Origin of the sequence: Raskinella chloraquaticus (SeqCode), assembly GCF_021731865.1 — a bacterium.
GTDB classification, from domain to species: Bacteria; Pseudomonadota; Alphaproteobacteria; order Rhizobiales; family UBA4765; genus Raskinella; species Raskinella chloraquaticus.
Genome location: NZ_JAKFWN010000034.1, coordinates 15,390 through 38,629, shown reverse-complemented (window position 1 = coordinate 38,629; position 23,240 = coordinate 15,390). Strand labels below are relative to the sequence as shown.

Annotated in this window: 21 protein-coding genes; 14 read left to right on the top strand and 7 right to left on the bottom strand. The window is 60.9% G+C overall.

The window, feature by feature from the left end; translation table 11 throughout:
• Nucleotides 1–13 precede the first annotated feature (13 nt).
• The 4 genes from fliM to ACINK1_RS12020 all read left to right on the top strand — a co-directional run bounded on the left by fliM (nucleotide 14) and on the right by ACINK1_RS12020 (nucleotide 6,203).
• Entirely contained in the window at nucleotides 14–1,168 is a 1,155-nt protein-coding gene (fliM, locus tag ACINK1_RS12035; protein ID WP_395760139.1) for a flagellar motor switch protein FliM, read from the top strand.
• A complete protein-coding gene (locus ACINK1_RS12030) occupies nucleotides 1,168–1,581 on the top strand; it encodes a DUF6468 domain-containing protein (protein ID WP_376802664.1) in 414 nt (137 codons plus the stop codon). The genes fliM and ACINK1_RS12030 overlap by 1 nt, the downstream gene beginning before the upstream one ends.
• A gap of 6 nt (nucleotides 1,582–1,587) precedes the next feature.
• Nucleotides 1,588–2,298 carry a MotE family protein gene (locus tag ACINK1_RS12025; RefSeq protein ID WP_376802665.1) on the top strand — a complete coding sequence of 237 codons (711 nt, stop codon included), beginning with the start codon at nucleotides 1,588–1,590 and terminating at the stop codon, nucleotides 2,296–2,298.
• 176 nt (nucleotides 2,299–2,474) lie between these two features.
• Entirely contained in the window at nucleotides 2,475–6,203 is a 3,729-nt protein-coding gene (locus tag ACINK1_RS12020; protein WP_376802666.1) for a hypothetical protein, read from the top strand.
• 29 nt (nucleotides 6,204–6,232) lie between these two features.
• On the opposite strand, the gene fliP is transcribed toward ACINK1_RS12020, so the two are convergent.
• Together fliP and ACINK1_RS12010 are read right to left on the bottom strand one after the other, a co-directional pair.
• Nucleotides 6,233–6,988 (bottom strand): flagellar type III secretion system pore protein FliP, encoded by a 756-nt coding sequence (gene fliP, locus ACINK1_RS12015; RefSeq protein ID WP_376802667.1) that lies wholly within the window; start codon nucleotides 6,986–6,988, stop codon nucleotides 6,233–6,235.
• Nucleotides 6,985–7,830: a hypothetical protein gene (locus tag ACINK1_RS12010; protein ID WP_376802668.1), complete on the bottom strand. Its 846-nt coding sequence runs from the start codon at nucleotides 7,828–7,830 to the stop codon at nucleotides 6,985–6,987. Before ACINK1_RS12010 ends, fliP begins: the two co-directional genes overlap by 4 nt.
• Before the next feature lie 247 nt (nucleotides 7,831–8,077).
• Here ACINK1_RS12010 and ACINK1_RS12005 point away from each other — a divergent pair, with 247 nt between their 5' ends.
• The 8 genes from ACINK1_RS12005 to ACINK1_RS11970 all read left to right on the top strand — a co-directional run bounded on the left by ACINK1_RS12005 (nucleotide 8,078) and on the right by ACINK1_RS11970 (nucleotide 15,249).
• Nucleotides 8,078–8,464, top strand: a complete 387-nt coding sequence (locus ACINK1_RS12005) for a flagellar basal body protein (protein ID WP_376802669.1) — start codon at nucleotides 8,078–8,080, stop codon at nucleotides 8,462–8,464.
• 17 nt (nucleotides 8,465–8,481) lie between these two features.
• The gene (flgC, locus tag ACINK1_RS12000; RefSeq protein ID WP_376802670.1) at nucleotides 8,482–8,892 is read left to right on the top strand and encodes a flagellar basal body rod protein FlgC; all 411 of its coding nucleotides are present in this window, start codon (nucleotides 8,482–8,484) and stop codon (nucleotides 8,890–8,892) included.
• A gap of 29 nt (nucleotides 8,893–8,921) precedes the next feature.
• Nucleotides 8,922–9,245: a flagellar hook-basal body complex protein FliE gene (locus ACINK1_RS11995; protein WP_376802671.1), complete on the top strand. Its 324-nt coding sequence runs from the start codon at nucleotides 8,922–8,924 to the stop codon at nucleotides 9,243–9,245.
• 27 nt (nucleotides 9,246–9,272) lie between these two features.
• Nucleotides 9,273–9,536, top strand: a complete 264-nt coding sequence (gene fliQ / locus ACINK1_RS11990; RefSeq protein ID WP_376802672.1) for a flagellar biosynthesis protein FliQ — start codon at nucleotides 9,273–9,275, stop codon at nucleotides 9,534–9,536.
• A gap of 3 nt (nucleotides 9,537–9,539) precedes the next feature.
• Nucleotides 9,540–10,307: a flagellar biosynthetic protein FliR gene (gene fliR / locus ACINK1_RS11985; RefSeq protein WP_376802673.1), complete on the top strand. Its 768-nt coding sequence runs from the start codon at nucleotides 9,540–9,542 to the stop codon at nucleotides 10,305–10,307.
• A gap of 3 nt (nucleotides 10,308–10,310) precedes the next feature.
• Nucleotides 10,311–11,390 (top strand): flagellar biosynthesis protein FlhB, encoded by a 1,080-nt coding sequence (gene flhB, locus ACINK1_RS11980; protein WP_376802674.1) that lies wholly within the window; start codon nucleotides 10,311–10,313, stop codon nucleotides 11,388–11,390.
• A gap of 156 nt (nucleotides 11,391–11,546) precedes the next feature.
• Nucleotides 11,547–12,578, top strand: a complete 1,032-nt coding sequence (locus ACINK1_RS11975) for a GAF domain-containing protein (RefSeq protein ID WP_376802675.1) — start codon at nucleotides 11,547–11,549, stop codon at nucleotides 12,576–12,578.
• Nucleotides 12,579–12,720: 142 nt separating this feature from the next.
• Nucleotides 12,721–15,249: a PAS domain-containing sensor histidine kinase gene (locus ACINK1_RS11970; RefSeq protein ID WP_376802676.1), complete on the top strand. Its 2,529-nt coding sequence runs from the start codon at nucleotides 12,721–12,723 to the stop codon at nucleotides 15,247–15,249.
• Between the two features lie 49 nt (nucleotides 15,250–15,298).
• On the opposite strand, the gene ACINK1_RS11965 is transcribed toward ACINK1_RS11970, so the two are convergent.
• The 5 genes from ACINK1_RS11965 to ACINK1_RS11945 all read right to left on the bottom strand — a co-directional run bounded on the left by ACINK1_RS11965 (nucleotide 15,299) and on the right by ACINK1_RS11945 (nucleotide 20,822).
• The gene (locus ACINK1_RS11965; RefSeq protein WP_376802677.1) at nucleotides 15,299–16,345 is read right to left on the bottom strand and encodes an ABC transporter ATP-binding protein; all 1,047 of its coding nucleotides are present in this window, start codon (nucleotides 16,343–16,345) and stop codon (nucleotides 15,299–15,301) included.
• Nucleotides 16,342–17,892 carry an iron ABC transporter permease gene (locus tag ACINK1_RS11960; RefSeq protein WP_376802678.1) on the bottom strand — a complete coding sequence of 517 codons (1,551 nt, stop codon included), beginning with the start codon at nucleotides 17,890–17,892 and terminating at the stop codon, nucleotides 16,342–16,344. Before ACINK1_RS11960 ends, ACINK1_RS11965 begins: the two co-directional genes overlap by 4 nt.
• Nucleotides 17,893–18,008: 116 nt before the next feature.
• Nucleotides 18,009–19,022 (bottom strand): iron ABC transporter substrate-binding protein, encoded by a 1,014-nt coding sequence (locus ACINK1_RS11955; RefSeq protein WP_376802679.1) that lies wholly within the window; start codon nucleotides 19,020–19,022, stop codon nucleotides 18,009–18,011.
• A 583-nt stretch (nucleotides 19,023–19,605) separates the two neighbouring features.
• Nucleotides 19,606–20,439, bottom strand: a complete 834-nt coding sequence (locus ACINK1_RS11950; protein WP_376802680.1) for an FTR1 family protein — start codon at nucleotides 20,437–20,439, stop codon at nucleotides 19,606–19,608.
• A gap of 8 nt (nucleotides 20,440–20,447) precedes the next feature.
• Nucleotides 20,448–20,822, bottom strand: coding sequence for a cupredoxin domain-containing protein (locus tag ACINK1_RS11945; RefSeq protein ID WP_376802681.1), 375 nt, complete (start codon nucleotides 20,820–20,822; stop codon nucleotides 20,448–20,450).
• Between the two features lie 258 nt (nucleotides 20,823–21,080).
• Between ACINK1_RS11945 and ACINK1_RS11940 the strand changes: the two genes are divergently transcribed.
• Both ACINK1_RS11940 and recA read left to right on the top strand, forming a co-directional pair.
• Nucleotides 21,081–21,854: an SGNH/GDSL hydrolase family protein gene (locus tag ACINK1_RS11940; protein WP_376802682.1), complete on the top strand. Its 774-nt coding sequence runs from the start codon at nucleotides 21,081–21,083 to the stop codon at nucleotides 21,852–21,854.
• A 272-nt stretch (nucleotides 21,855–22,126) separates the two neighbouring features.
• Nucleotides 22,127–23,209, top strand: coding sequence for a recombinase RecA (gene recA, locus ACINK1_RS11935; protein ID WP_376802683.1), 1,083 nt, complete (start codon nucleotides 22,127–22,129; stop codon nucleotides 23,207–23,209).
• Nucleotides 23,210–23,240: the final 31 nt, after the last annotated feature.

Here is a 23,240-nt window from a genome sequence, read left to right as displayed (position 1 = left end):
TCCGGACGATGATCTGGCGCTTGATGATGCAGCTCTCGGTGCCGAATGGGGGGCTGCGCTCGAGGAAGCTGGAAATGGCAATCAGGAGGACATCGCCGCGCAATGGGCGGCGATGGTCGATGAGACCGAGGACAAGGAGACTGGCGAGCGCAATTCAGGTGCCGAGCGCGTTCTCAGCCAGGATGAAATCGACAGTCTGCTCGGCTTCAATCTCGACGAAAACAAACTTGGCGACAGCTCTGGCGTTCGCGCCATCATCAACTCGGCATTCGTGTCCTATGAGCGTCTGCCGATGCTTGAAATCGTCTTTGACCGCCTGGTGCGGTTGATGACGACGTCGCTGCGCAATTTCACATCCGACAACGTCGAAGTGTCGTTTGACGGGCTGAAATCGGTGCGCTTTGGCGACTACATCAATTCCATTCCGCTGCCCGCTATCCTGTCCGTATTCAAGGCTGAGGAATGGGATAATTTCGGCCTTGTCACGGTTGAATCAAGTCTCATCTATTCGATCATCGATGTCCTGCTTGGCGGGCGGCGTGGCACGCAGCCGATCCGCGTCGAGGGGCGGCCCTACACGACAATTGAAACCAGCCTGGTGCGGCGTCTGATCGAAGTGGTCATGGCCGATGCCGAGCAGGCGTTCCGCCCGGTATCGCCCGTTCATTTCACGCTTGAGCGCCTTGAGACCAATCCGCGATTTGCTGCCATCTCGCGCCCCGCGAATGCGGCGATCGTCGTGCATATGCGCATCGACATGGAAGATCGCGGCGGTTCGGTTGAAATCGTCCTGCCCTATGCGACGATCGAGCCCATCCGCGATCTGCTGCTGCAGAATTTCATGGGTGAGAAATTCGGTCGCGACGCCATCTGGGAAGGGCATCTGGCGACCGAAATCTGGTCCTCGTCGATCACGCTTGATGCCGTTCTCTACGAGAGTGACCTGTCGCTGCGCCGGCTGATGGACCTCAAGATCGGCGACACGCTGATGCTGGACAAAAATCCAGAGGACAGCGTGATGCTCAAAATCGGTGAAACGGTCCTCACAGAGGCGTTTATCGGTCGTGTCGAGGACAGCGTGGCGGTGCGCATTGCCAAACCATTCCGCAGTCCGCGCATGACGCTGCAAGCGTTTGAGACCGAGAATGGTCGCGGGAGGGAAGGCTGATGCTGGGGCTGCCGCTTGGTCAGATTATCGAGATCATGGTGGGAATTTTGCTCGCCATCACGATTGGTTATTGCGCTTTGCTGAATGAGCGCCTGAAGCGGCTGCGCCAGGACGAAGGCGCGCTCAAATCGCTGGTCGGGGAGCTGATCGGGGCCACCAAAGTGGCCGAGCGCGCGGTCGCCGCGCTTAAGGGAACAGTCCATGAGGCGGAGCGCTCGATGAGCAGCCAGCTGGAGGAAGCCGACAGGCTGTCAAACGAGCTCACCCGCCTTGTTGATGAAGGCAGGCGGCAGGCGCAGCGCCCGGTAACCCCGCTGCAGCGCCCGTCGAGCCTGGCTGCGACATCAGGCGATCAGGCGCCAGGACGCCATGTTGCGCCGCGGCCGGCCTTCTCCGGCCAGTCGCGCGGATAATCGCTCATGGGCACGATTTCGCAGGTGAGGTTGCTGCCGATCGTGCTGTTTGCGGTTGCTGCGCTCTTGCTGCTTAAAATCATCGGCGCCTTGACCTCACAGACGATCATTTCTGCCGGACCGCCGGCGGCGCTGGCTGCAGGTGGAAAAGGCGCGCCACCGCCCGCCGCACCGCCACCCGCCGCCGCGCCACCAACGGAGCAAAGCGAGCCGCCCCTGCCGCAGCGCAGCTCGGAAGGAGCGATCAATGATCGCCTGGGCGATCGGCGCCGCCAGCTTGAGGAACGCGTGAAAGAACTCGACCAAAGGGAAGCATTGCTCAAAGCATCAGAAAAGAAGCTCGATGAACGGGTTGAGGAACTCAAGCGCATCGAGCAACGCATCGATAGCGCGGTTAGCGCCCGTCAGGACGAAAAGAGCGGCCAATACAAGAGCCTGGTGACGATGTATGAAAGCATGAAACCCAAGGACGCGGCGCGTATTCTGGACAAGCTTGATCTTGATGTCACGCTTGAGCTGGTCTCGCGCATGAATGCGCGCAAGACATCGGAGATTCTGGCGGAGATGACGGCAGAATCAGCCCAGCGGCTCACCGTCGCGCTGGCGCGTCGTGGTTCAGGACCAAGCGCGTCATCGTCTTCGCCGAGCGGCGATGCGGGTGCGCCGCAAGCCGTGCAGGAATTGCCGCGCGTTGAAAGCCGGCGAACCGGCGGCTGAGGCGACCTTCGGGCATCTTTGATCTGTAGCGGCCACGGCATTGGCAGGCGGATCCTCCTGTCCTGCGGGTGCATTTGTTTTGACAGGATAAACAGGGCGTTAACGCCTGCCGCTTAGGCTGATCTGGTGCGTCTCGTCGACCTGCGCGGAGATGGATTGGTATGGGTGCGGCAAGCATGAGCATTGGTCGCCTGCTGCGGTGCGCGACGCGCGCTGCCGTGGTGGCCTTTGCCTGCGCGCTGTTTACCGGCCCGCCGGTTGCCGCCCAGCCGGCGCCGGTCGAAACGGGCTCGCTTGACGTGCGCATCGACAACGGCTTTGCGCGGCTGGTGTTCACGTTCACCAATCGGCCGCGCCATACGGTGACATCCAATTCCGGTGTGCTGGTGCTGCGCTTTGATCGCCCCGTCGATGTGCCGTTGAGCGCGCTTGGCCAAAAGCTTCCGACCATCATACCGTCCTTCCGTACTGATTCAGACAAAAAGGCTATCCGCCTGGCGTTGAACCGGAAATTCCGCATCAATACGTCAGAGGCGGGAGAGCAGCTCTTCCTTGATCTGCTGCCTGAACCGTGGAAGGGCGCGCTGCCGGCGCTGCCGCCCGAAGTGCTGGCAGAATTGGCCCGTCAGGCGGAAGAGGCCGAGCGCCTCAAGCGCGAGGCAGCGGAGCGCGATCACCGGCAGGCAATAAAAGGGCCGGTGACAATCAATGAGAGCGAAGCGCCAACCTTCAGCCGGCTGGAATTTGTATGGCCCGTGAAACCGGCCGCCGTCATCAAGCGAAACGATAACGAGACGGAACTGGCGTTTGATGCCATCGGTATTTTTGAGGAAGGCAAGGTCAGGGCCCGCCTGCCGCGCTTTATCGATGATATCCAAACGTCGGAAGCTGATAATCGCAGCCTGGTGAAGCTCACGATAGATGCAAAACGCGATGTTCGCAGTTTCATCGAAGGTAACACCTTCGTCCTCGACGTCATCGGACCGGAGAAATCCGCCCTCCCTGATCAACTGGCGGGTATCGCAACGCCAGCGGCTGGCGGGGCGGCGGTCACGCGGCTGCAAGGCGTGCTTGCCGAGGAGCCGAGGGTGGAGGCGGTGCGCGCTGCTCCTGCCCTCGCCGCCGCGCCTGATACGGCTCCTGCCAGTCCGGCGCCGGCTGAAACCCCATCCGCCCAAGCGCTATCGGCGGCAAGTCGTGCTGGCGACAATGTCGATGCTGCTGTGGCCGCCCGCCCTGAGCCGGCGAAGGCGAAGGCCGGCGCCCCGTCACCCCGCTCATCTGTTTCGACACCCAGGCCGCGTCCGTTGGAAGCGCCTCGGCGCCCGCCTGCTGCGGTGCCGACGGAGACGGCGGCAAGTGTCGGTGTTGGAACCCCGGTTGGCCCAGCCGCGCTGCCTGCAGATGGCCTGCGTGCCGATGGCGCGCCGTCGCCGAAGGGCGAGCCGGTTACCTTGCAGCTTCCCGCCGAGCCTCAGGTCAAGACAGAAGGCAGCGGCGTTGTGATCACGTCGGAGTATCAAAACGGGCTGGCCAGGATCGAGTTTGTTTTTCCCAAGCCCGTCGCGGCCGCGGCCTTTTTCCGCGGCTCGACCCTGTGGCTGGTGTTTGACACGACGCTGGCCCTTGATGTCGAACCGGCGATCGCCAGTGCGCGCCGTGTCATCCGCGGGGTCGACGTCGAGGAGCGGGAGGGGCGGCAGATCATTCGGTTGCGCATCGACGATGCGAACCTGGTGTCGGCACAAGCGGACGGGACGGCGTGGCGTATTTTTGTTGGCGATGCGCCGCCGCACAGCGCTGTCGGACTAGACGTCAAGCCACGCTATACGGCTGATGGGCGCGCAGCCCTCCATGTCGAGGCAAAACATGCGCGCGCCTTCCTGCGTTTGGCTGACCCTGTGGTAGGCGACATCATCACCATTGTTCCCCTGCCAGGCCCGGCGGCTGAAATCGCCAAAACGCAGCATTTCGTCGACGCCGATATTCTTCGCACTGTCCATGGCGTGGCGATCAAGGAGAATGTTGATGATCTGACCGTGCGGGTGGAGGCCGAAGCCATCATCGTCGAGCGTGCAGCGGGGCTGGCGCTATCATCGCTCGCCAGTACGCGCGCCTATGCAAACGGGGCGAGCAACGTTCCCGAGCTGCGTCAGGGCTTTGTCGATTTCGCCGGCTGGAAGCTTGGCCCTGTCGACCGCTTTTCTGCCCTGCGACAACAATTGATCGGGCGCGCGGCATCCAGCGAGGGGGCGGAGCGCACATCGGCGCGGCTCGATCTGGCGCGCTTCTATCTTGCCCACATGCTGGCGCCCGAAGCACTCTCTTTGCTCGGCTATGCGGCGGCTGACGATGCGTTGATCGAGCGTGACAAAAGCTTCCGCATCCTGCGGGGCGTCAGCGCTGTGCTGGCAAGACGCTTCGATATTGCCGAGCGCGACCTCAACGAGCCCGAGTTCGACGACAATCCCGATGTCGCCTTGTGGCGCGGCCTGGCGGCGGCTGAAAACAGTGATCGGGGCAAGACCAGGCGCTTCATCCGCACGGCGCATCCGGTGCTCGACCAGTACCCACGCCCGCTGCAGAAGCGCGCCCTGCTGGCGCTGGCGGAGGCACAGATCGAGCTTGGGGATATCAGTGGATTTGAAGTTCTGCTCGACGAGATCGCCGGGCTTGATAAGTCAGCCGCCAGCGGGGCCCATCTGGCGCTGCTGCGCGGGCGCTATAGCGAAATGCTGGGGCGGGTCGATCAGGCGCTCGGCGAGTACCAGGAGGCGGCCCGGCAGGGGGCAACCCGGACCGAGGCCGAGGCGACGCTGCGCTACACGGAACTTGCCAGCAAGATTGATCGCATGCCACGAACGCAGGCGGTCGAAAACCTTGTGCGCGTCAATTTTTCGTGGCGAGGGGATGCGATTGAGCTCAAAGCGCGGCAATTGCTGGCGCGCTTTGCGATAGAACGCGGTGATTATCGCGATGCGTTCACGATCATGCGCGGAGCGTCCAGCGCAGCACCGGCGCACGCGATCACGCAAGCCATTCAGGATGAGGCCAAGGAGGCGTTCGCTGCCCTTTTTCTCGACGAGAAAGCGGCGCAAGTGTCAGCCGTCGAGCGCCTGGCCCTGTTTTATGATTTTCAGGACCTTGTTCCATCGGGGCGACGCGGGGATGAAATGATCCGCAAGCTGGCGGGGCGGCTGGTCGATGTCGATCTTCTCGATCAGTCGATCGATCTTCTGACCCACCAGGTGGACAAGCGACTGGTTGGCGCGGCGCGGGCCGAGGTTGCGGGCCAGCTTGCCTTCATCCATCTTTTGAATCGCGAGCCAGAAAAGGCCCTGGCTGTATTGCGGCGCACACGTCAGGCGCAATTGTCGAATGATCTTGAGCGCCAGCGCAATCTGATCGAGGCGCGGGCGCTTGCGGCAGTCGGGCGTGGCAAGCTTGCGGTTGAGTTGCTGAGTGGTGAGGACGTCAGCGAATTCAAACGGCTGAAGGCTGATCTCCTGTGGGAGAGCAAGGAATATGGCGAAGCGGGAGCGGCCATCGAGGACGCGCTCGGCAATGCGTGGACGGCTGGCGAAGCGCTCAGTGAATTGCAGCGCGCCGAAGTCTTGCGGGCAGCGGTTGCCCAGGCGCTGGCGGGCGATCAGGCATCGATTGACCGCTTGCGCCAGCGCTACAGCAAGCTGATGGCGGGGACGTCGGATGCGGTGACGTTCAACGTCCTGACTGGCCGCATCGAGAGCCAGGGCACCGAGTTCCGGCAGATCGCGCGCAACGTCGCATCGGTGAATACGCTGGAGAACTTCCTCAAGGAATATCGCGACCGCTACCGCCCGGGTGGGCGAGAAGGTGCAGCCGAACCGCGCGCCGACGCAACGCCAGAGCCGCCGCGTGGATAAGCGTTAGCGCTCCCTCACGACCCACCCTGCTAGGTGCCGGTGCCGAAGCTCTGCACGAGGCTGCCGGCAATCAGATTCCAGCCATCGACCAGCACGAAAAAGATGAGCTTGAACGGGAGCGAGATCGAGGCCGGCGGCAGCAATGTCATACCAAGCGCGGTCAATACGGATGCCACAACAAGGTCGATGACCATGAACGGCAGGAACAGCAGGAAACCGATTTCGAAGGCGCGGCGCAATTCCGAAATCATGAAGGACGGAGCGAGGACGCGCAGCGACACATCCTGCGGGGTCTGCGGCGTCGGCTCGCGCGACAATTCCAGAAAAAGCCTGAGGTCTTTCTCGCGTGTGTTGCGCATCATGAACTCATGAATCGGGCGCGATCCACGCTCGAACGCGACATCGGCAGTGATTTCATTGGCAAGGAATGGGCGGATGCCCGCGTCATAGGCCTGGGTCAGGGTGGGACCCATGACAAAGAGGCTGAGAAAGAGGGCAAGTGCGATCATCACGGCATTGGGTGGCGCGGTGCCGGCGCCGATGGCGGTGCGCAGCAATGACAGGACAACAACGATCCGCGTGAAGCTGGTCGTCATCAGCAAAATCGATGGCGCCAGCGACAAAACAGTCAGCAGTGCGACAAGCTGCAGCGCCCGCTCGGTAATGCCGGTGTCGGCGAAGGTCAGCGTGACATTCTGTGCCAGCGCCGGCGAGGCGAGGGTGAAAGCTGCAAGGGCTGGGCAAACGAGATAACGAAACGCTGGACGCTGGAACCGGCGGTTCATGTCCTCGGTGGCGCCGAAAGATGGCCGAGGATGGAGGCCATTTCCGCCTCAAGGTCGGCTGGTTCTCCAGCGGGTGCCGGTGGCTTTGGCGCTGCCTCCGGGGGCGCTGGAGCGGGCTGGATGGCCGGCGGTGTCGCAGCGGCATGCGCAACAGGCGCCGGGGCGATGATGGCAGGGCTCATCGCTGGCGCCGTCAGCGGGGGTGCCGTTGGTGGCTCAATTCGTGGCGATGCCATCATGGCTCCTGAGCCCGGCGCTGCCACTGCTGGCGTTTTATCGGGGCGCGCTGGTGGAGTGCTCGGCAAACTGGCGATTGGTGGCGTGCGCGGCGCGGGTGGCCTCACAGCGATTGGCGCGGCGCGGGCGGGTTCGGGCGTCGCCACGGTTGCACGCTTGGGCTCGGGCAGCCTGGTGTCGATGCGGGGAGCCGGCTTTGCCTGCGGCGCAGCCGGCAGATCGCGCAGGGCCGGAGTGAGCGCGGGGGCTGGCGCACTGTCGGCCTCATCGACCGGACCCAGCTGGGCGCTGCGCCCCTCGCGCAATTGTGCGGGGTTCTGCGCCCGGATGATATTGGATTCGATCACCACGTCGTTCGGGCCGCCGATCATCAGAAGATGCTCGACCGCATCGCGGCGTATGATCACCAGACGACGGCGCCCGTCGATGTTGGCGACATCGATCACGCCTAATCGCGGCTGGCGCGCCCGCCCGTTCGCCTTGGTGGCCGCCGCATCGCTGAAGCGGCGTATCAGGAAGAAAATCACCGCTACCAGCGCAAGCACAAACGCAAGCGCCAGCAGCACCTGCACGAGAAACGGCAACTGACCCCATAATTCCCGCACGGCATTCCTCTTCCTAGTGGCGTCCTGCAAAATGAGGACCATGTCTTGTTGCGACGATGCCGACGTAGCGCACTGTGCCAGCACGGCACAAGCAGTCCACGCATCGCAACGTTCAAAGCGATTCTTTAACAGAAAACCGTCGATTGGTTAACGGCTCGGCCTGATTTCCGTTCTTGGTAACGAAAAATTAACCATACACCCGGCAAAATTTGCCGGGTTGGACGTGGCTCGTTGCGAGGAGGACAGGATGGCCGTCAATGAAACGTCGCTGCTGTCGATGCTCAAGACCAAGATGCACTGGCATAATGAGCGCCAGAACATCCTGGCGGAGAACGTTGCCAATTCCGATACGCCCCGGTTCAAGGCGCGTGATCTCAAGACGCTGACCTTCGAAGTGCCGCAAGCGCTGGCACCGCAACGAACAAACGGCCAGCATCTGGCGAGTTTTGGACCCGGCGTCTCGGGGGGAGAAGCGACCAAAGCCTCCGTTTTCGAGACGCGGCCAAGCGGAAACGCCGTCGTGCTCGAAGATGAAATGCTGAAACTTGGTCAAAACCAGGCCGACTATCAGGCAGCCGCGACCCTGTATCAAAAGGGTATCGGCCTCCTGCGGACTGCCATTGGCCGCCGATAAGGCTGAAGGAGGATTAGATGGATCTGTCCCGTTCAATTGCTGCCGCCGCCTCCGGCCTCAAAGCCCAGGCTGGTCGCATGCGCGTTATTGCCGAAAACATCGCCAACGCCGATTCGACCGCGACCACTCCCGACAGCGATCCCTATCGCCGCCGCATCACCACCTTCCAATCCGCGCTTGATCGTGAAAGCGGAGGCAAGCTGGTGGCTCTTGGCCGGGTCGAAACCGACAAAACCGATTTCTCCGAGCGATTCCAACCGGGGCATCCGGCGGCGGATGCGCGCGGCTACGTCAAATATCCCAACGTCAACACGGCCATCGAAACGGTCGATCTGCGCGAGGCGCAGCGCTCCTACGAGGCCAACCTCAACGTCATCACCAACACGCGGCGCATGATCCAGCGCACGCTGGAAATCCTGCGCGGCTGAGGCCGTCATCCTGAAGGGGGGACATCGATATGGTTACAACTCCTGGCGCAGCAGCAAGTGCCTATCAGGCGCTCGCACGCCTCAATGACGGCGTTTCTGGTTCAAGCCCGATCGGTATTGGCAACAAGCCGGCGGGCGGTGATTTCGCCAGCCTGGTGCGCGACAGTATCGGCGCGGTGGCCCAGCAGGCGCATCAGGCCGAGACGCAGTCGCGCGCATTTGCCAATGGCAAGGCCGATCTGGTTAATGTGGTGACGGCAGTTGCCGAATCAGAGGTGGCGTTAGAGACTCTGGTTTCCGTGCGTGATCGCGTCATCAATGCCTATGAGGAAATCCTGCGCATGCCGATCTAGGCGGTGATACGCAGCAGAGAGGACACCATGACCGGACCGGAAGTGCTCGACATCGCCCGCGACTGCCTGCAGACGCTGGTGATCGTCTCCGCTCCACCGATGGCCATTGCGCTGATCGTCGGACTGGCGATTGGACTGCTGCAAGCCCTCACGCAGATCCAGGAGCAAACGCTTTCCTTTGTGCCAAAGACGCTGGCCATCTTTCTCACCCTGCTGATCGCCCTGCCATTCATGAGTTCAGCGATGGGCGGATTTATGAACCGCCTGGCCCAGAAGATCATCGCAGGCTGAGCGGTGACGCTGGCGCTTGAGCTGCTGCCGGCATTGGCTGCGGCCTTCATGCTCGCCTTCGCCCGTATCGGCTCGATGCTGATGCTGCTGCCGGGCTATGGGGAGCAGTTCTTTCCGGCCCGGCTGCGGCTGGCGCTGGCACTGGCAGTCACCCTGATCATGCTGCCGATCGTCCAGCCCCTGCTCGGGCCGACACCGGCCAATCTGCAATCCCTGCTGGCGGTTCTCATTCACGAAATCCTGGTGGGTCTTTTCATCGGCCTTGTCCTGCGCTTCATTTCCATGGCGATGTCAGCTGCCGGCACCATCATTGCCCAGCAGATCGGCCTGTCATTCATCACCCAGCTCGACCCCTCGCAAGGCGGGCAGAGTGCGTTGCTGGCAAATTTCATGACGCTTGTTGCCACCGCCTTTGTTTTTGCCACCGATCTCCACCATCTGGCGCTGGGGGCGATCCACGACAGCTACAAAGTGTTCCAGCCGACCCTTCATCTGCCTCGCGACGACTTCGTCAAGGCGGCGCTCACGGTGTTTGTCGGCAGCTTCAAGCTGGCGATCCAGTTGTCGGCACCTTTTATTGTTTCGGGGCTGGTTTTTCAGGTGGCGCTTGGCGTGCTGTCACGGCTGGTGCCGCAATTGCAGATTCTGTTCCTGCTCCTGCCGGCGCAAATCGTCGCCGGCTTTCTTCTGCTGATGGCAACGATGGCGACGATGCTCAGCTGGTATTCGATGCATGTCCAAGAAGCCTACCGCTACTTCCTCGAAAGGTAAGCCATGGCTGATGACGACGATGACAGTGAAAAGACAGAAGAACCATCGCAAAAAAAGCTCGATGACGCGCGAAAGCGTGGCGATGTAGCCAAAAGCCAGGAAATCCCGGTGTTCCTGGGGCTGTTTGGCGCGACCCTTCTGATCAGCGCTACCTTTCCCGGCATGCTGACGTCTTTAACGCAGCGCTTGTCGCCGATCCTGGCGAATGCCCATGCTATCCCCACTGATCCACAGCATTTGCACAAGTTCTTCGGTGATCTTCTGCTGGGAGTTTCAGGGGCCATCGCGCTGCCGCTGATAGCGCTTTTTGTTATCGGAATCGGTGCCAATCTCCTGCAGCATTCCTTTGTCTGGTCGTATGATCCGATCACTCCGAAATTTTCCAAAATCGACCCGTTCTCCGGCGCCAAGCGGCTGTTTTCGGTCGACAGCGTCGTCAATTTCTTCAAGGGACTCGTGAAGCTGATCGTCGTGGGGGTGGCAATCGGCTTTGCGCTGTGGCCGCAGCGCGACCGTCTGGAGACGCTGATCGGCTCGAACGCCATCGACTATCTCACGGCTTCGAGCGATCTGACGATATCGATGCTCTCCAGCGTGTTGTCGATCCTCTTCCTCATCGCTATCGGCGATTACGTTTATCAATACTTCAAATGGCGCAAGCGCCTGCGCATGACGCGCAAGGAATTGCGCGACGAGGTCAAGCAGCAGGAAGGGTCGCCTGAATTCAAGCAAAGGGTACGCCAGATCGGTCGACAGCGGGCGCGCCGGCGCATGATCGCCGAGGTGCCGAAGGCGACCGTCGTGATCACCAACCCGACCCATTTTGCGGTCGCTTTGAAATACGAGCAAGGAATGCAGGCGCCGATCTGCATCGCCAAAGGCGTTGATTCGCTTGCCCTCAAAATCAGGGAGGTGGCGAAGGCGGCAGGCGTGGCGGTTGTTGAAAATCCGCCACTGGCCCGCGTTCTCCACGCTTCAATCGACATCGACGAGGAAATCCCGGTCGAGCAGTACAAGGCGGTGGCGCAGGTCATCGGCTTTGTCATGTCGTTGAAAAACGCGCCGCGGCGCTGGCAGCAATAAGGCCGGCGCCGCCAAAGTCAGTGGTGCACCCGCCAAAAACGAACGGAGCCGAATCGGTGTTTGAGTGCCGAATCAGCTGATGTTAGCTTCGATGAAGCGGTGATTCGGGGACGGTTTTTGAGGGGAACAATGATTGGCGAGGCAGGGTATGCGCACGTGACGATCAACGATGAAGCCCCGGCCGCTGGCGGACATAAATGGCTGATGTCCTCGCGCTCCGATGAGGTTCGCTCCCTTATCGATCTTGTCGGGTCGTCGTCATTATGTGTTGATCGCCTGACGCGTGTTGCCCAGCGTGCACTTTCCGCCAGCGGTGTTTTCGTCAGCCTGATCGACGGACATTTTCAGACCATCATCAGCGCGTCGGGTCTGGTTGTCACCGATGAGCTGCGACGTACGCCGGTTGCGGAGGGTATCTGCCGCCATGTGGTCGAGAGCGTTCAGCCGGTGATGATCCACGATGCGTGCGCGCATCCGTTGAGCCGTGATCTCCCTGTCGTTCGCGAGGGAACGATCGCTGCCTATCTTGGCGTGCCGCTGACGCTTGAATCCGGGGTCACGGTCGGTGCTTTGTGCGCGATCGAGGAGACGCCGCGGATATGGCGGGCTGCAGATATCGACACTCTTCATGATGTCGCCGCGAGCCTTCTGAGCGAGTTGGAATTGATGGCCCAGAGGCGCACGAGCCTGTCATCGATGCCGGACAATATGCGCACGCATGTTTCCTTCGCCGGTCTTGGCCTTGGCGAGGCGATGTTCGAGCCTGCCGGTTTGCTGGTGCATGGCGATCTTGGCCCGGCCAGTATGTTGGGATCGGGCCGGCGTCACGTCCTGGTCGCTGATGTCGGCTCGGCGCTCAACAGTCAGTTCTGCAATCTGTTGAGTGCGCTTGATTGCCAGATCGACTGTGTGTCGGGGCAGGCGAGTGCGTTGCAGGCTATGGCGGATCGTGACTACGCCATGGTGTTCGTCGATATATGTGATGCCGGTTGTTGTGGGCTGAGTTCTGCCCTGGCCATCCGCCAACTGGATAGCCGCAAGGGTGAAGTGCCGATCGTTGCTCTCTCGATGGACAGTTCCCGTCACTCGATCGATGCGTGCAGCAAGAGCGGCATAGACGCGCTGCTCGTGGTGCCGATCACGCAGCATTCGCTGCAGGAGACGATGGACGCGCTGGCAGCGCGCTGACGGCGGGGCGGATCGCCGCTTCGCTGTTGGGCGGCGCATGGGCGCGATGAGCACTTGGGCGCGATGGTCTGACGATTGAATTTGGCGCGAACGCACCGCATTGTAGCGGAATTAGCGCGTTGATTCTTGCCCAGGTTGGCCGATGACTGATATTGATGCCCATGTGATGGCACCTGCACCCATAAGCGATGCTGGCGATCGTTCGACGCCGTTGTGGATCGCGGCTGTGATTGGTTGCGTGGTGCTGATATCGGCGCCTGCCTTCGTTTTCTTCCAGGGCGAGACGGCTGGTACGTTCGTATGGGCGTTGATGGCGGCGTTTGCCGTTGCCGGGCTGATGGCGCTGGTGGTGGTCGGCATCGGGCTTGTTGATTTGCGGCTGCGATCGCGGCGCGGCGATCTGGCGACGTCGCTGCTCACCAACATGCCCGACGGTGTCCTTTTGACTGACAGTACGGGCCGGATTGTTTTGCCGAACAAGGCCTATCTGGCAATGACGGACGCCGATAATGAGCGCGACGCGCGCCCCATTCATCTGGCGTTTGGTGGTGAACCGTTGATGGCGGAGGCCGTCTATCGCCTCAACATGGCGGTCAAGCAGGGGCGCAGCGCTGTCGAGGAGGTGAGGGTCACCAGCCGCGGCGGCAGCAAAACGGCGCCGACATGGCTCAGGATCAATGCCCAACCCTTTGCCGACGGCGCACGCAAACGCCTCACGCTGTGGACGATTTCCGATGTCACCCGACAAAGGGAGAAGCAGGAGAATATCGTCGAGGAATTGCAGCAGGCCATCGATTATCTCGATCACGCCCCGGCTGGTTTCCTGTCAATCGAGGGTGATGGCACGATCGGCTATATCAATGCGACACTCGCCAATCAGCTGGGGATTGATCTTGGCGAGGCGGCAGCTGGAACGTTGCGGGTATCTGACATTGTGTCCGACCCGCAGGCGAGCATGATGATCGCGCCGGCCGCGCGTCCGGGGGAAGTGCGCAGCGAAATTCTTGATATCGATTTTATCGGGCGTGACGGGCGCAGCCGCCCGTCGCGGGTCTATCATCACGTGTCCTATTCAGCTGATGGTACGCCCGGCGCATCACGCACGCTGGTCGTTGATCGCAGCGCCGGCTCGGTCGGTGATATCGACGAGGGGCTTCGTCTGGCTGAAATACGCTTCGCCCGCTTTTTCAATACGGCGCCGATGGCGATCGCCTCAATTGACGCGCAAGGGCGGGTGGTTCGTTTCAACGCGGCGTTCGGTCGCTTGCTTGACAACCGCGCGAGCAAAGGAAGCCGCCTTGTCGAGGCTGTGGGGGACGCCGACCGACCGGGATTTGACAACGCCCTGGGGCTTGCCAAGGCCGGCCAGGGGATCATCCCCCCCGTCGACCTCAAATTGGCAACGCGTGATGAGCGCTGGGTGCGTTTTTACATGGCGGCTGTCGATGAAGTGGACAAGGATGGAGAAACGGCACTCATTTTTGGCGTTGAAACGACTGAGCAGCGGAAGCTGCAGGCGCAATTCGCCCAAAGCGAGAAGATGAATGCGATCGGCAATCTCGCTGCCTCGATCGCCCATGATTTCAATAATCTGCTTACTGTCATCATTCTCAGCTGCGAAGAGGTGCTGAACGAGCATCTGGTGCCCAGCGATCCCGCCTTCCAGAACATCATCAAGATCAAGCAGAATGCCAACCGCGCGGCGGCGCTTGTCAGCCAGCTCCTGGCCTTCGCACGTCAGCAGGATCGTCAGCTGAAAATCCTTGATCTGCGCCAGACGCTTCCCGATGCGCGCGCTTTGCTGGGGCGCTCGCTTGGCGAGCAGGTATCGCTTGATGTCAACACCGCGCGCGGTCTTTGGTTCGTCAAGGCGGATCGCCAGCAATTCGACCAGATCGTCATGAACTTGTCAGTCAACGCGCGTGACGCCATGCCAGGCGGCGGCCGGCTGACGATCAGAGCCCTGAACGTGGAAGCCGCACAGGTTGAGTCCTACGGTTTTCCGGCGATGTCGATGCGAGATTATGTGCTCATCGAATTCGGCGATACAGGCGGCGGTATTCCACAGGAAATTGTCGACCGTATCTTCGAGCCTTTCTTCACGACCAAGGAAATGGGCAAGGGGACGGGCCTCGGGCTGTCGACCGTTTACGGCATTATCAAGCAGATGGACGGCTATGTCTTCGTGACGTCTGCGCCAGGCAAGGGCACCACGTTTCATATCTTTCTGCCGCGTTATGTGCCGAGCGAGAAGGAATTGTCGCCCAAAGCAGAGACCCGCGAGAAAAAGGTTCCCGATCTCACGGGCAATGGCACCATTCTCGTCGTCGAAGACGAGGAAGATGTGCGCAAGCATGTGGCGCATGCGCTGGGCAAACGCGGCTATTCCATCCTGCAGGCGGGAGATGGCGCGGCCGCACTTGATGTCATGCGCACACGCGGCGCGGACGTCCATCTGGTGCTGACTGACGTCAAAATGCCGGTCATGGATGGTCCCAGCATGGTTCATGAGCTGCGCCGGGACTGGCCGGATGTGAAGATCATTTTCATGTCCGGCTTTGCTGACGGCGCGTTTGAGCGCGAATTCAAGGATGACGCAGTCACCTTCCTGCCCAAACCGTTCGAGCTGAAAGCGCTGGCGCAGGCAGTCAAGGACAAGCTGGCGAGTTGAATTCGGCGGCGCTTGACATCTATTTGCCCATCAATCGTCTCTGGTTCCCTCAAAAGACGTGCGCTTCCCCGCCCACCACCAGGTGCAACACCCGCCCCACCTCCGGGGCGCCGAAGCTGGGGAGCTTCAGCGTCAGTTCCATGGCGGCATCGGCGATTGCAACGCCAACCGTGCAGTCCGGCCCCTCGAAGCGCACATTGGTGACGCTAGCCGCAATCGAGCGGGTATCGCGGCCAACCGGCGAGGTCGGTCGGGTGTGGACCAGCACCTGCTCGGGCCGCAACATGATGTCGACGGCGCCGGTTTTGCCGCGGGTTGAGGCTGGAATGCGCCCGAGCACGCAGTCGACATAGCCCGGCCCGGCTGTCGCCGTCAGCAGGATGGCCTTGCCGAGAAAAAGTGCCGTCTCAACGCTGCCCGGGCGCAGGTAAAGATCAAGCGGTGTGCCGGTCTGGGCAAAGATGCCGCCGCGCATGACGGCAACCTGGTCGGCGAAGGAAAGCGCCTCGACCTGGTCGTGGGTGACGAGGATGCTGGCGATGCCGGCGCTGTCGAGCGTATGACAGAGGCTGTCGCGCACGCTCTGGCGCAATCCTGAATCAAGGGCGGAAAACGGCTCATCAAGCAGCATGAGCTTCGGCTGGCGGGCCAGCGCCCGGGCAAGGGCTACCCGTTGCTGCTGTCCGCCCGAAAGCTCATCTGGGCGTCTGGTTGCAATCGTCGGGCTCAATTCGACCGCCGCGAGCAGGCGCTGGACATGGATATCTCCATCCGCCCGCCTGCCGAGGCCGAAGCGGATATTGGCTGCGACATCGAGATGGGGAAAGAGGGCGCCATCCTGCGCCACGATGCCGATTTCACGTTTATAGGCCGGCACGAAGCGCGATCCTTGCGAGAGACATGCCTCGCCGAAATGGATTTCACCTTCATCAGGCGCTTCAAATCCGGCGATCAGCCGCAACAAGGTGGTTTTTCCTGAGCCTGATGTGCCGACGATTGCCGTCCGACTACCGGCACGGACATCAAGGTCGACGCCACCCACGGCGACGACCGGGCCATAACGCTTGACCGCACCGCGAATGCGCAGATCGCTCATCGGCCCGATACCCGCATCGACTGGTTGCGCAGGATGATGGTGAGCGGCAGAGAGGCCAGTATCATCATTGCCGCGTAGGGCGCGGCGGCTGCATAATCGATCTCATTGGTGAGCGACCAGAAGCCGGTCGCCAGCGTGTTGACGCCATTGGGCGCGAGCATCAGGGTTGCTGTCAGTTCGGTCGACGCTCCAAGCCCGACGAGAGCGAGGCTTGCTGCCGCGCCCGGTGCGGCGATGCGCAGGGTGATGACAAAGAATGCCTGCCAATGCGTCCGCCCGAGCGCCATCGCCGCGCGCTCCAGCTCGATCGGGGCCTGCGCCAGGCTCGGGCGCAATCCGGCAAGCGCGCGCGGCAGGAACAGCAGCATGTAGGCGAGCAACAGCGTTAACATCGTCTGGTAGAGCGGCAGGGCAACGCTGACCGTCACCGTCACGAGCGCCAGGCCGACGACGACGCCGGGCAGAGAACCGACATAGGAATGACAGGTTTCGAGCAGGCGCTGCAGCCGTCCCGGGGCGCGTACGGACAGCCAGGCGATGGGCGCGGCGGCGGCGGTGGTGAGGAGGGCCCCGGCAAGTGACAGGAGGATGGTTTGCGTGAAGGCGAGCGCGAGGGAGGGCGTCCACACGCTCCAGCCGCCAGCCGCCAGCCAGCGCAGGATGGTACCCCCGGGCACGGCAAGGCTCAGGACTGCCCATGACAGGAAAAAGACGAGCGCTGGCACGGTCAGGGGACCCAGATCACGACGAGGTGCGCGCCGCGCCGCGCCCGGGCCGAGGCGGGCGTAGCGCCCGGCGCCGCGAATGAGGGATTCGATGGCCATCAGGGCGAGGCAGCCGAGCACCAAGACCCCGCCCAGAAGATTGGCAAGGGGGGCACTGTGGGCCGATTGGAACTGATCCATGATGGCCGTCGTCAGCGTTTCGAAACGAATGAGCGCGAAAAGCCCGTATTCGGCGAGGAGATGCAAGGCAACAAGCATGCCGCCGGCGCAAAGCCCGAGGCGAAGCTGGGGCAGGATGACGCGACAGAATATAGCGAGCGGATCAAGGCCTAGCGAGGCTGCCGCGTCTTCAAGGGCAGGATCGAGCCGTCGCAGCTGGGCAGTGACGGGGAGATAGACAAAGGGTGTATAGGCCAGAACCGACACAAGGACGGCAGCCGGCAGCCCGTTCATGGAGGGGACGAGTGTTATCCACCCGTAGCTGTGAACAAAAGCCGGCACCGCCAAGGGGGCGATGGCAAGCCATGACAACAGCCGGGCCGCGGGGAGGGTGGTGCGCTCGGTCAACCAGGCGAAAGCGAGCGCCAGGGTGAGAGCTGCCGGCAGGGTGCACAGCTCAAGCAGCAACGTGTTCAGCAGCAGATGGCCGACACGCGGGCGCAGCAACAGCGCGCTTGCCGCGTCCCACCCTGCCTGCAGGGCGATCGTCACAATGAAGCCTATTGGCAGCAGGCAGAGCAGCGCGATGATGAGCGCGGCGCCGTAAACCGGCCCGCGCGTCGATGCAAAGCCGCGCCAGCCGCTCCAGGAGCGGTCGGGCACGGCCGGCCGGACAAAGGTCCAGGGTGTTCCTCTATCCGCAGAATTTCGGCTGTTCATCGTGCTGGCTGACCGCATTGATTATGTGCGGCCAGACGAGCGCAGGACGCTGATCTGGCTTACAGCAAGCCCGCCGCTATCATCAACTCCGAAACCTTGCGGCTGTCGAGTTTGGCGGGATCTATCTTGGGCGCCTGCAGGTCCACCATCGGCTTCAAACGTTCGTTTGCCGTGATGCCTTCGCCCACCGGATAGACGTAGGCGCTCCCGGTAAGCACAAAATCCTGACCCTTTCGGCCGGCGATCCACTTCACCAGAGCCTGGGCTGCGGCTGGCTGCTTGCTTGTCTTCAGCACGCCGGCGGTGGAAATTGACACGAAGGCGCCGGGATCCTGGTTGCCGAAATAGTGCACAGCGAGATTGCCGCTGTTCTCACCCGTCCTCGCCTGATCACCGATCCAGTAATAATGATAGATGATGGCGCCATCTGCTTCTCCGGCATTGACCGCCTTCATGGCGACGCTGTTGCCGCGATAGATGACGGCGTTCTGTTTCATGGCCTTCAGCCAGGTCAAAGTGGCGTCCTCGCCCTTCAGCTCCAGCATGGCACCAACGATGGCCTGAAAATCTCCGCCTGAGGGTGAGGCGGCCCACCGGCCTTTCCAGCCCGCACCTGCAAGATCCATCAGGGATTTCGGCAAGGCATCCTGGGTGAGCTTGCGCTTGTCATACACAAAGATCGTCGCCCGTGCCGCAACCCCGGTCCACCGCCCGTGGGAAGGGCGGAATTGTGGCTCGACGCCTGCCAGGGTTTCGGGCGATAGCGGGGCCAGCAAGCCGGCATTATCAACCAGCACCATCGACGGCGAGTTCTCGGTCAAAAAGACGTCGGCGGGCGTGCGTTCGCCTTCCTGGACGATCTGGTTACCCAGCTGGGTATCATTGCCATTGCGCAACGTCACCGCGATCCCGGTCTCTTTTGTAAACGCGTCGACCCATCCTTGCGTGAGGCTGGGATGCTGGGCGTTATAGACCACCAGGGTTGTTTGTTGTGCTGAGGCGGGCGCAGCCAGCATCTGACAAAGAACCAGGGCGCTGGCAATTGAAACAAAAAAATGGCGGCGGTTATGCATTCCATAACTCCTATATATAAAATGCTCATGATACATCTGTACTGTCATGCTTATCTTATGAATTGATTTCTAATCTCATGTCAAACAATATGACTTCAATTTAGAATAGTTCTGATAAATACATCTTTATTTAGAACGGCCATAAATACATATCGTCTTGCACGCGATTTGTATTTTTTAGATATTTCAGAAGCGCAGCGCTGGCATTTCGGTTGTGCTGACAGAAAAAACACATGATGAGCTGGAACAAAATATGTGAATTGTTGTTTGAGAAGGCTCAGCCCGCGGCCACCCGCAATTGATGGCGCGTTTGAGCGCGAATTCAAGGATGACGCTGTCACCTTGCTGCCCCAGCCGTTTGAACTGAAGGCCTGGCGCAGGCGCTCATTAGGTGAGCTTCACCTGCTGAAAAAGCCGGAGCGACAGGCTGTGGCGCTTCTGATTGGTATTTCAGGCCGGGCTCAGGACGTTGCATCTGGATGGTATCAAAACCGCGCTCCAACTCGTTATTTAGCATGTTTTGTGACGATTAAACGGCTTCCACGTCATCGCAAAATACGTCAGCTCACTGGATCAGGTGTGTTCAGGCACCGGCGACCAGGCGCTTTGGCTGCTGGGGCCGGGCGATGAGGTGGGACAGACCCACCATGACTGCCACCGTTCCGAGATAGGCGACGAGCTGGAGACCGGTCGGCTGGTCGACATAGCCGAGGAGTGCATGGAGGATGCGTCCCAGAAGAACGGAATCTGGCAGAATGGCTGACGTGTCCCACACGATGTCACCGAGCGCTGTCACGATCCCCGCCTGTGCCAGGTAGGTCACCGCCTGAGCTGCCATGCCGGCTGCAAGAAAGGTGATCAACCATCCGGTGACCGAAAAGAGATAGCGGGCGGGAATGGTGACCAGCCCCCAATAGGTGAGGGCGCTGAGGCTGGCGCCAAGCGCAAAACCAGTCAATCCACCGGCCAGCAATTCGGCTGCTGATGCTGTTTCAGAGACGGCGATACCGTACATGAACAGCACCACCTCGGAGCCTTCACGCAAGACAGCAATGGCAATGACAATCGCCAGCGCCCACAAGGAGCGTTTGCCGGTGACGACCTCGCTGCCAAGCTGGCGCATCTCGCAAGCCAGTTCGCGGCCATGCGATGCCATCCACACATTATGCCAGATGAGCATGCAGACGGCTGTTCCCAGCAGAAGTGAATTGAAAATTTCCTGGCCGGCGCCGGCGAGGGCTGCAGAAATGCCGCCGGCGAACGTCGCCACAACCAGACTGCCGGCCACGCCGATTGCCAACCCCGCCAGAACCATGGGCACGCGCCAGTGGACGCCGCGTGTTACCGCCAGCACAATGCCAATGATAATCCCGGCCTCGATGACTTCACGAAAGACGATGATGGCAGAAGACAGCATGTCACACCCTATTCAACGATCAGAACGCCCTGAGCGGTTGCCTCATGGAACTCGCCGTAGAACTTGTATCGGCCCGGTGTCAGCGGTCGCACATTGATACGCGCTTCGCTCTTTCCCGCGATCACTTTCTCGATCTTCAAAACCTTGCTCTCGAATTCCTCGGCCGACGCATCAAGGTTCTTGACGATCAAAACCAGCGGCTTTCCGGCAGGGACTTTGACTTCCGCTGGCTGGAAGCGATGGTTCGAGATGGAAATCTCCACTGTCTCCTGCGCCAGGGCAGGCTGGCTGACGAGCGAAAGGACCAATAGAGAAACCGCCAGAACGGCTGAATAAGTTGTCATCAAGCCGGCAGAGCGCAGACCGCGTCGAAATTGAGTCATTCGTTTCTCCAATCGATGGGGTTCAAGGCCCCATTATCAGATGCTGGCACACCAGCGTTCGTGCAGCCTTCATCGCGCCAGACGCAGGCGGTGGTCAACGCCTATCTTTTAGACTTATTACAAAGAAAGTGGATTTTTATCCTGGTGTTTGCCTGACATATTGGTGCCAGCTATTTGATAACGGGCGTGAATGGCCGCCGACGGCCTGCCCCGTGATGGCTGAAACGCGCGCTTCCACGCGAGGGTGCTGATGGAACGATGTGGGACGTTGCTGTGAAGACATGGATGATCCTTGCTGGCGTGGCGATGCTGATGGCGGGCCTTGCCCCGGCACGAGCCGAGTTGCCGGCCTTGAGCCGTGCGTGCGTGGCTCCGCAGCGCGATATCGCGACAGCAGCACCCCTGCCGACGCTTGGCGCGCGTATCGAGCGGCGCGAAAAGGTGACGATTCTGGCTATTGGCTCGTCATCGACATCGGGTGTCGGCGCCTCGTCGCCCGAGCATGCCTATCCCGCACAATTGCAGTCCATCCTCACAGCACAGCTCAAGCCGGTTGAGGTTGCAATCATTAATCGCGGCCTGTCGGGTGAACTGGCGACAAGCACGGCAGCGCGTTTGCGGGAGGAAATCCGGCATGAAAACCCTGACGTCGTCGTCTGGCAGGTGGGAACGAATGACGCGCTGTCGCGGGTCTCGGTCGCGCAATTTGAGCGCACGCTCAGCTCAACCATCGGCTGGCTCAGGCGTCGTCAGGTTGATGTTATCGTTGTCGGGGCGCAATATGCTCCCCAGGCAGCCGACCAGAGCCATTTCCTGGCTATCGCCAGGGCGCTCGAGCGGGTGACGGCAGCCCGCCATGTTGCCATTTCGCGGCGCTACGCCGCCATGCGGTTTATCGCCCGATCGGGCAAGCACATCCTGATTTCTGATGATGGTTTGCATCTCAACGATACCGGATATCGTTGCATGGCCGAACATGTGGCGCAGGCGTTGATCGCGAGCCTGGAGCGGGGCGGACGCGGTACAAAATAAAGAAAAATATATGATATCAATAATTTAATTGTATCAATCTTTCGTCGATCACATCATGTGGTCCTGCCCGTTCGCGCTCATAACCGGAGTAGCGGGACGTCGCTCGACAAAAATCTGCATTAACGAAAAAGAACAAATTGCGAACTAGAACAAAATGTGTACATTGTCGTTTGAAGGCGATCAGACCGCAGTCGGTCGCAGGTGACGGCAAGGTTTGACGAGGACACGTGTCGCAGATGGTTTTTAACAGCTAGATTGCAGGAGGATTCGCTATGGCTCAAAATTCGCTTCGGCTTGTCGAGGGGGACGGTATGGACAAAACCAAAGCGCTGGACGCCGCGCTGTCGCAGATTGAGCGTGCCTTCGGCAAGGGTTCGATCATGCGCTACGGCGCCAACCACAAGGCGGTCGAGATCGAGTCAGTGCCGACAGGATCGCTCGGCCTCGATATCGCGCTGGGGATCGGCGGCCTGCCGCGCGGGCGCGTGGTCGAGATTTACGGGCCTGAATCATCGGGCAAGACGACGCTGGCGCTGCACACGATTGCCGAAGCGCAGAAGCGGGGCGGGGTGTGCGCCTTTATCGATGCCGAGCATGCGCTGGATGTCATTTATGCGCGCAAACTGGGCGTGACCCTCGATGATCTGCTGATTTCGCAGCCGGATTCCGGCGAGCAGGCGCTCGAAATCTGCGACACGCTGGTGCGCTCCGGCGCGGTGGATGTGCTGGTGGTCGATTCTGTAGCGGCGCTGACGCCGCGCGCCGAGCTTGAAGGCGAGATGGGTGATAGTCAGCCGGGCATGCAGGCGCGCCTGATGAGCCAGGCGCTGCGCAAGCTGACCGCCTCGATCTCACGCTCCAAGACGATGGTCATCTTCATCAATCAGATCCGTATGAAGATCGGCGTCATGTATGGCTCGCCGGAAACCACTACCGGTGGCAACGCCCTTAAATTCTACGCGTCCGTCCGCCTCGATATCCGCCGCATCGGCGCGATCAAGGATCGCGAAGAGGTGGTTGGCAATCAGACACGCGTCAAAGTGGTGAAGAACAAGCTGGCGCCGCCCTTCAAGCAGGTCGAATTCGACATCATGTACGGAGAAGGTGTGTCCAAGATGGGCGAACTCATCGACCTTGGCGTCAAGGCCGGCGTCGTTGACAAGTCGGGGGCTTGGTTTTCCTTTGACAGCCAGCGCATTGGCCAGGGGCGTGAGAATGCCAAGAATTTCCTTAAACAACATGCGGAGATGGCCGAGCGCATCGAGGCGGCGATCCGGCAGAATGCGGGGTTGATCGCCGACAAGATCCTGCAGGGAACGCCGGAGGCTGACAGCGATGGCGAGGAGCCGGTCTGACGTCTGCTGGGGCAATGGCGGCATTGTCCGG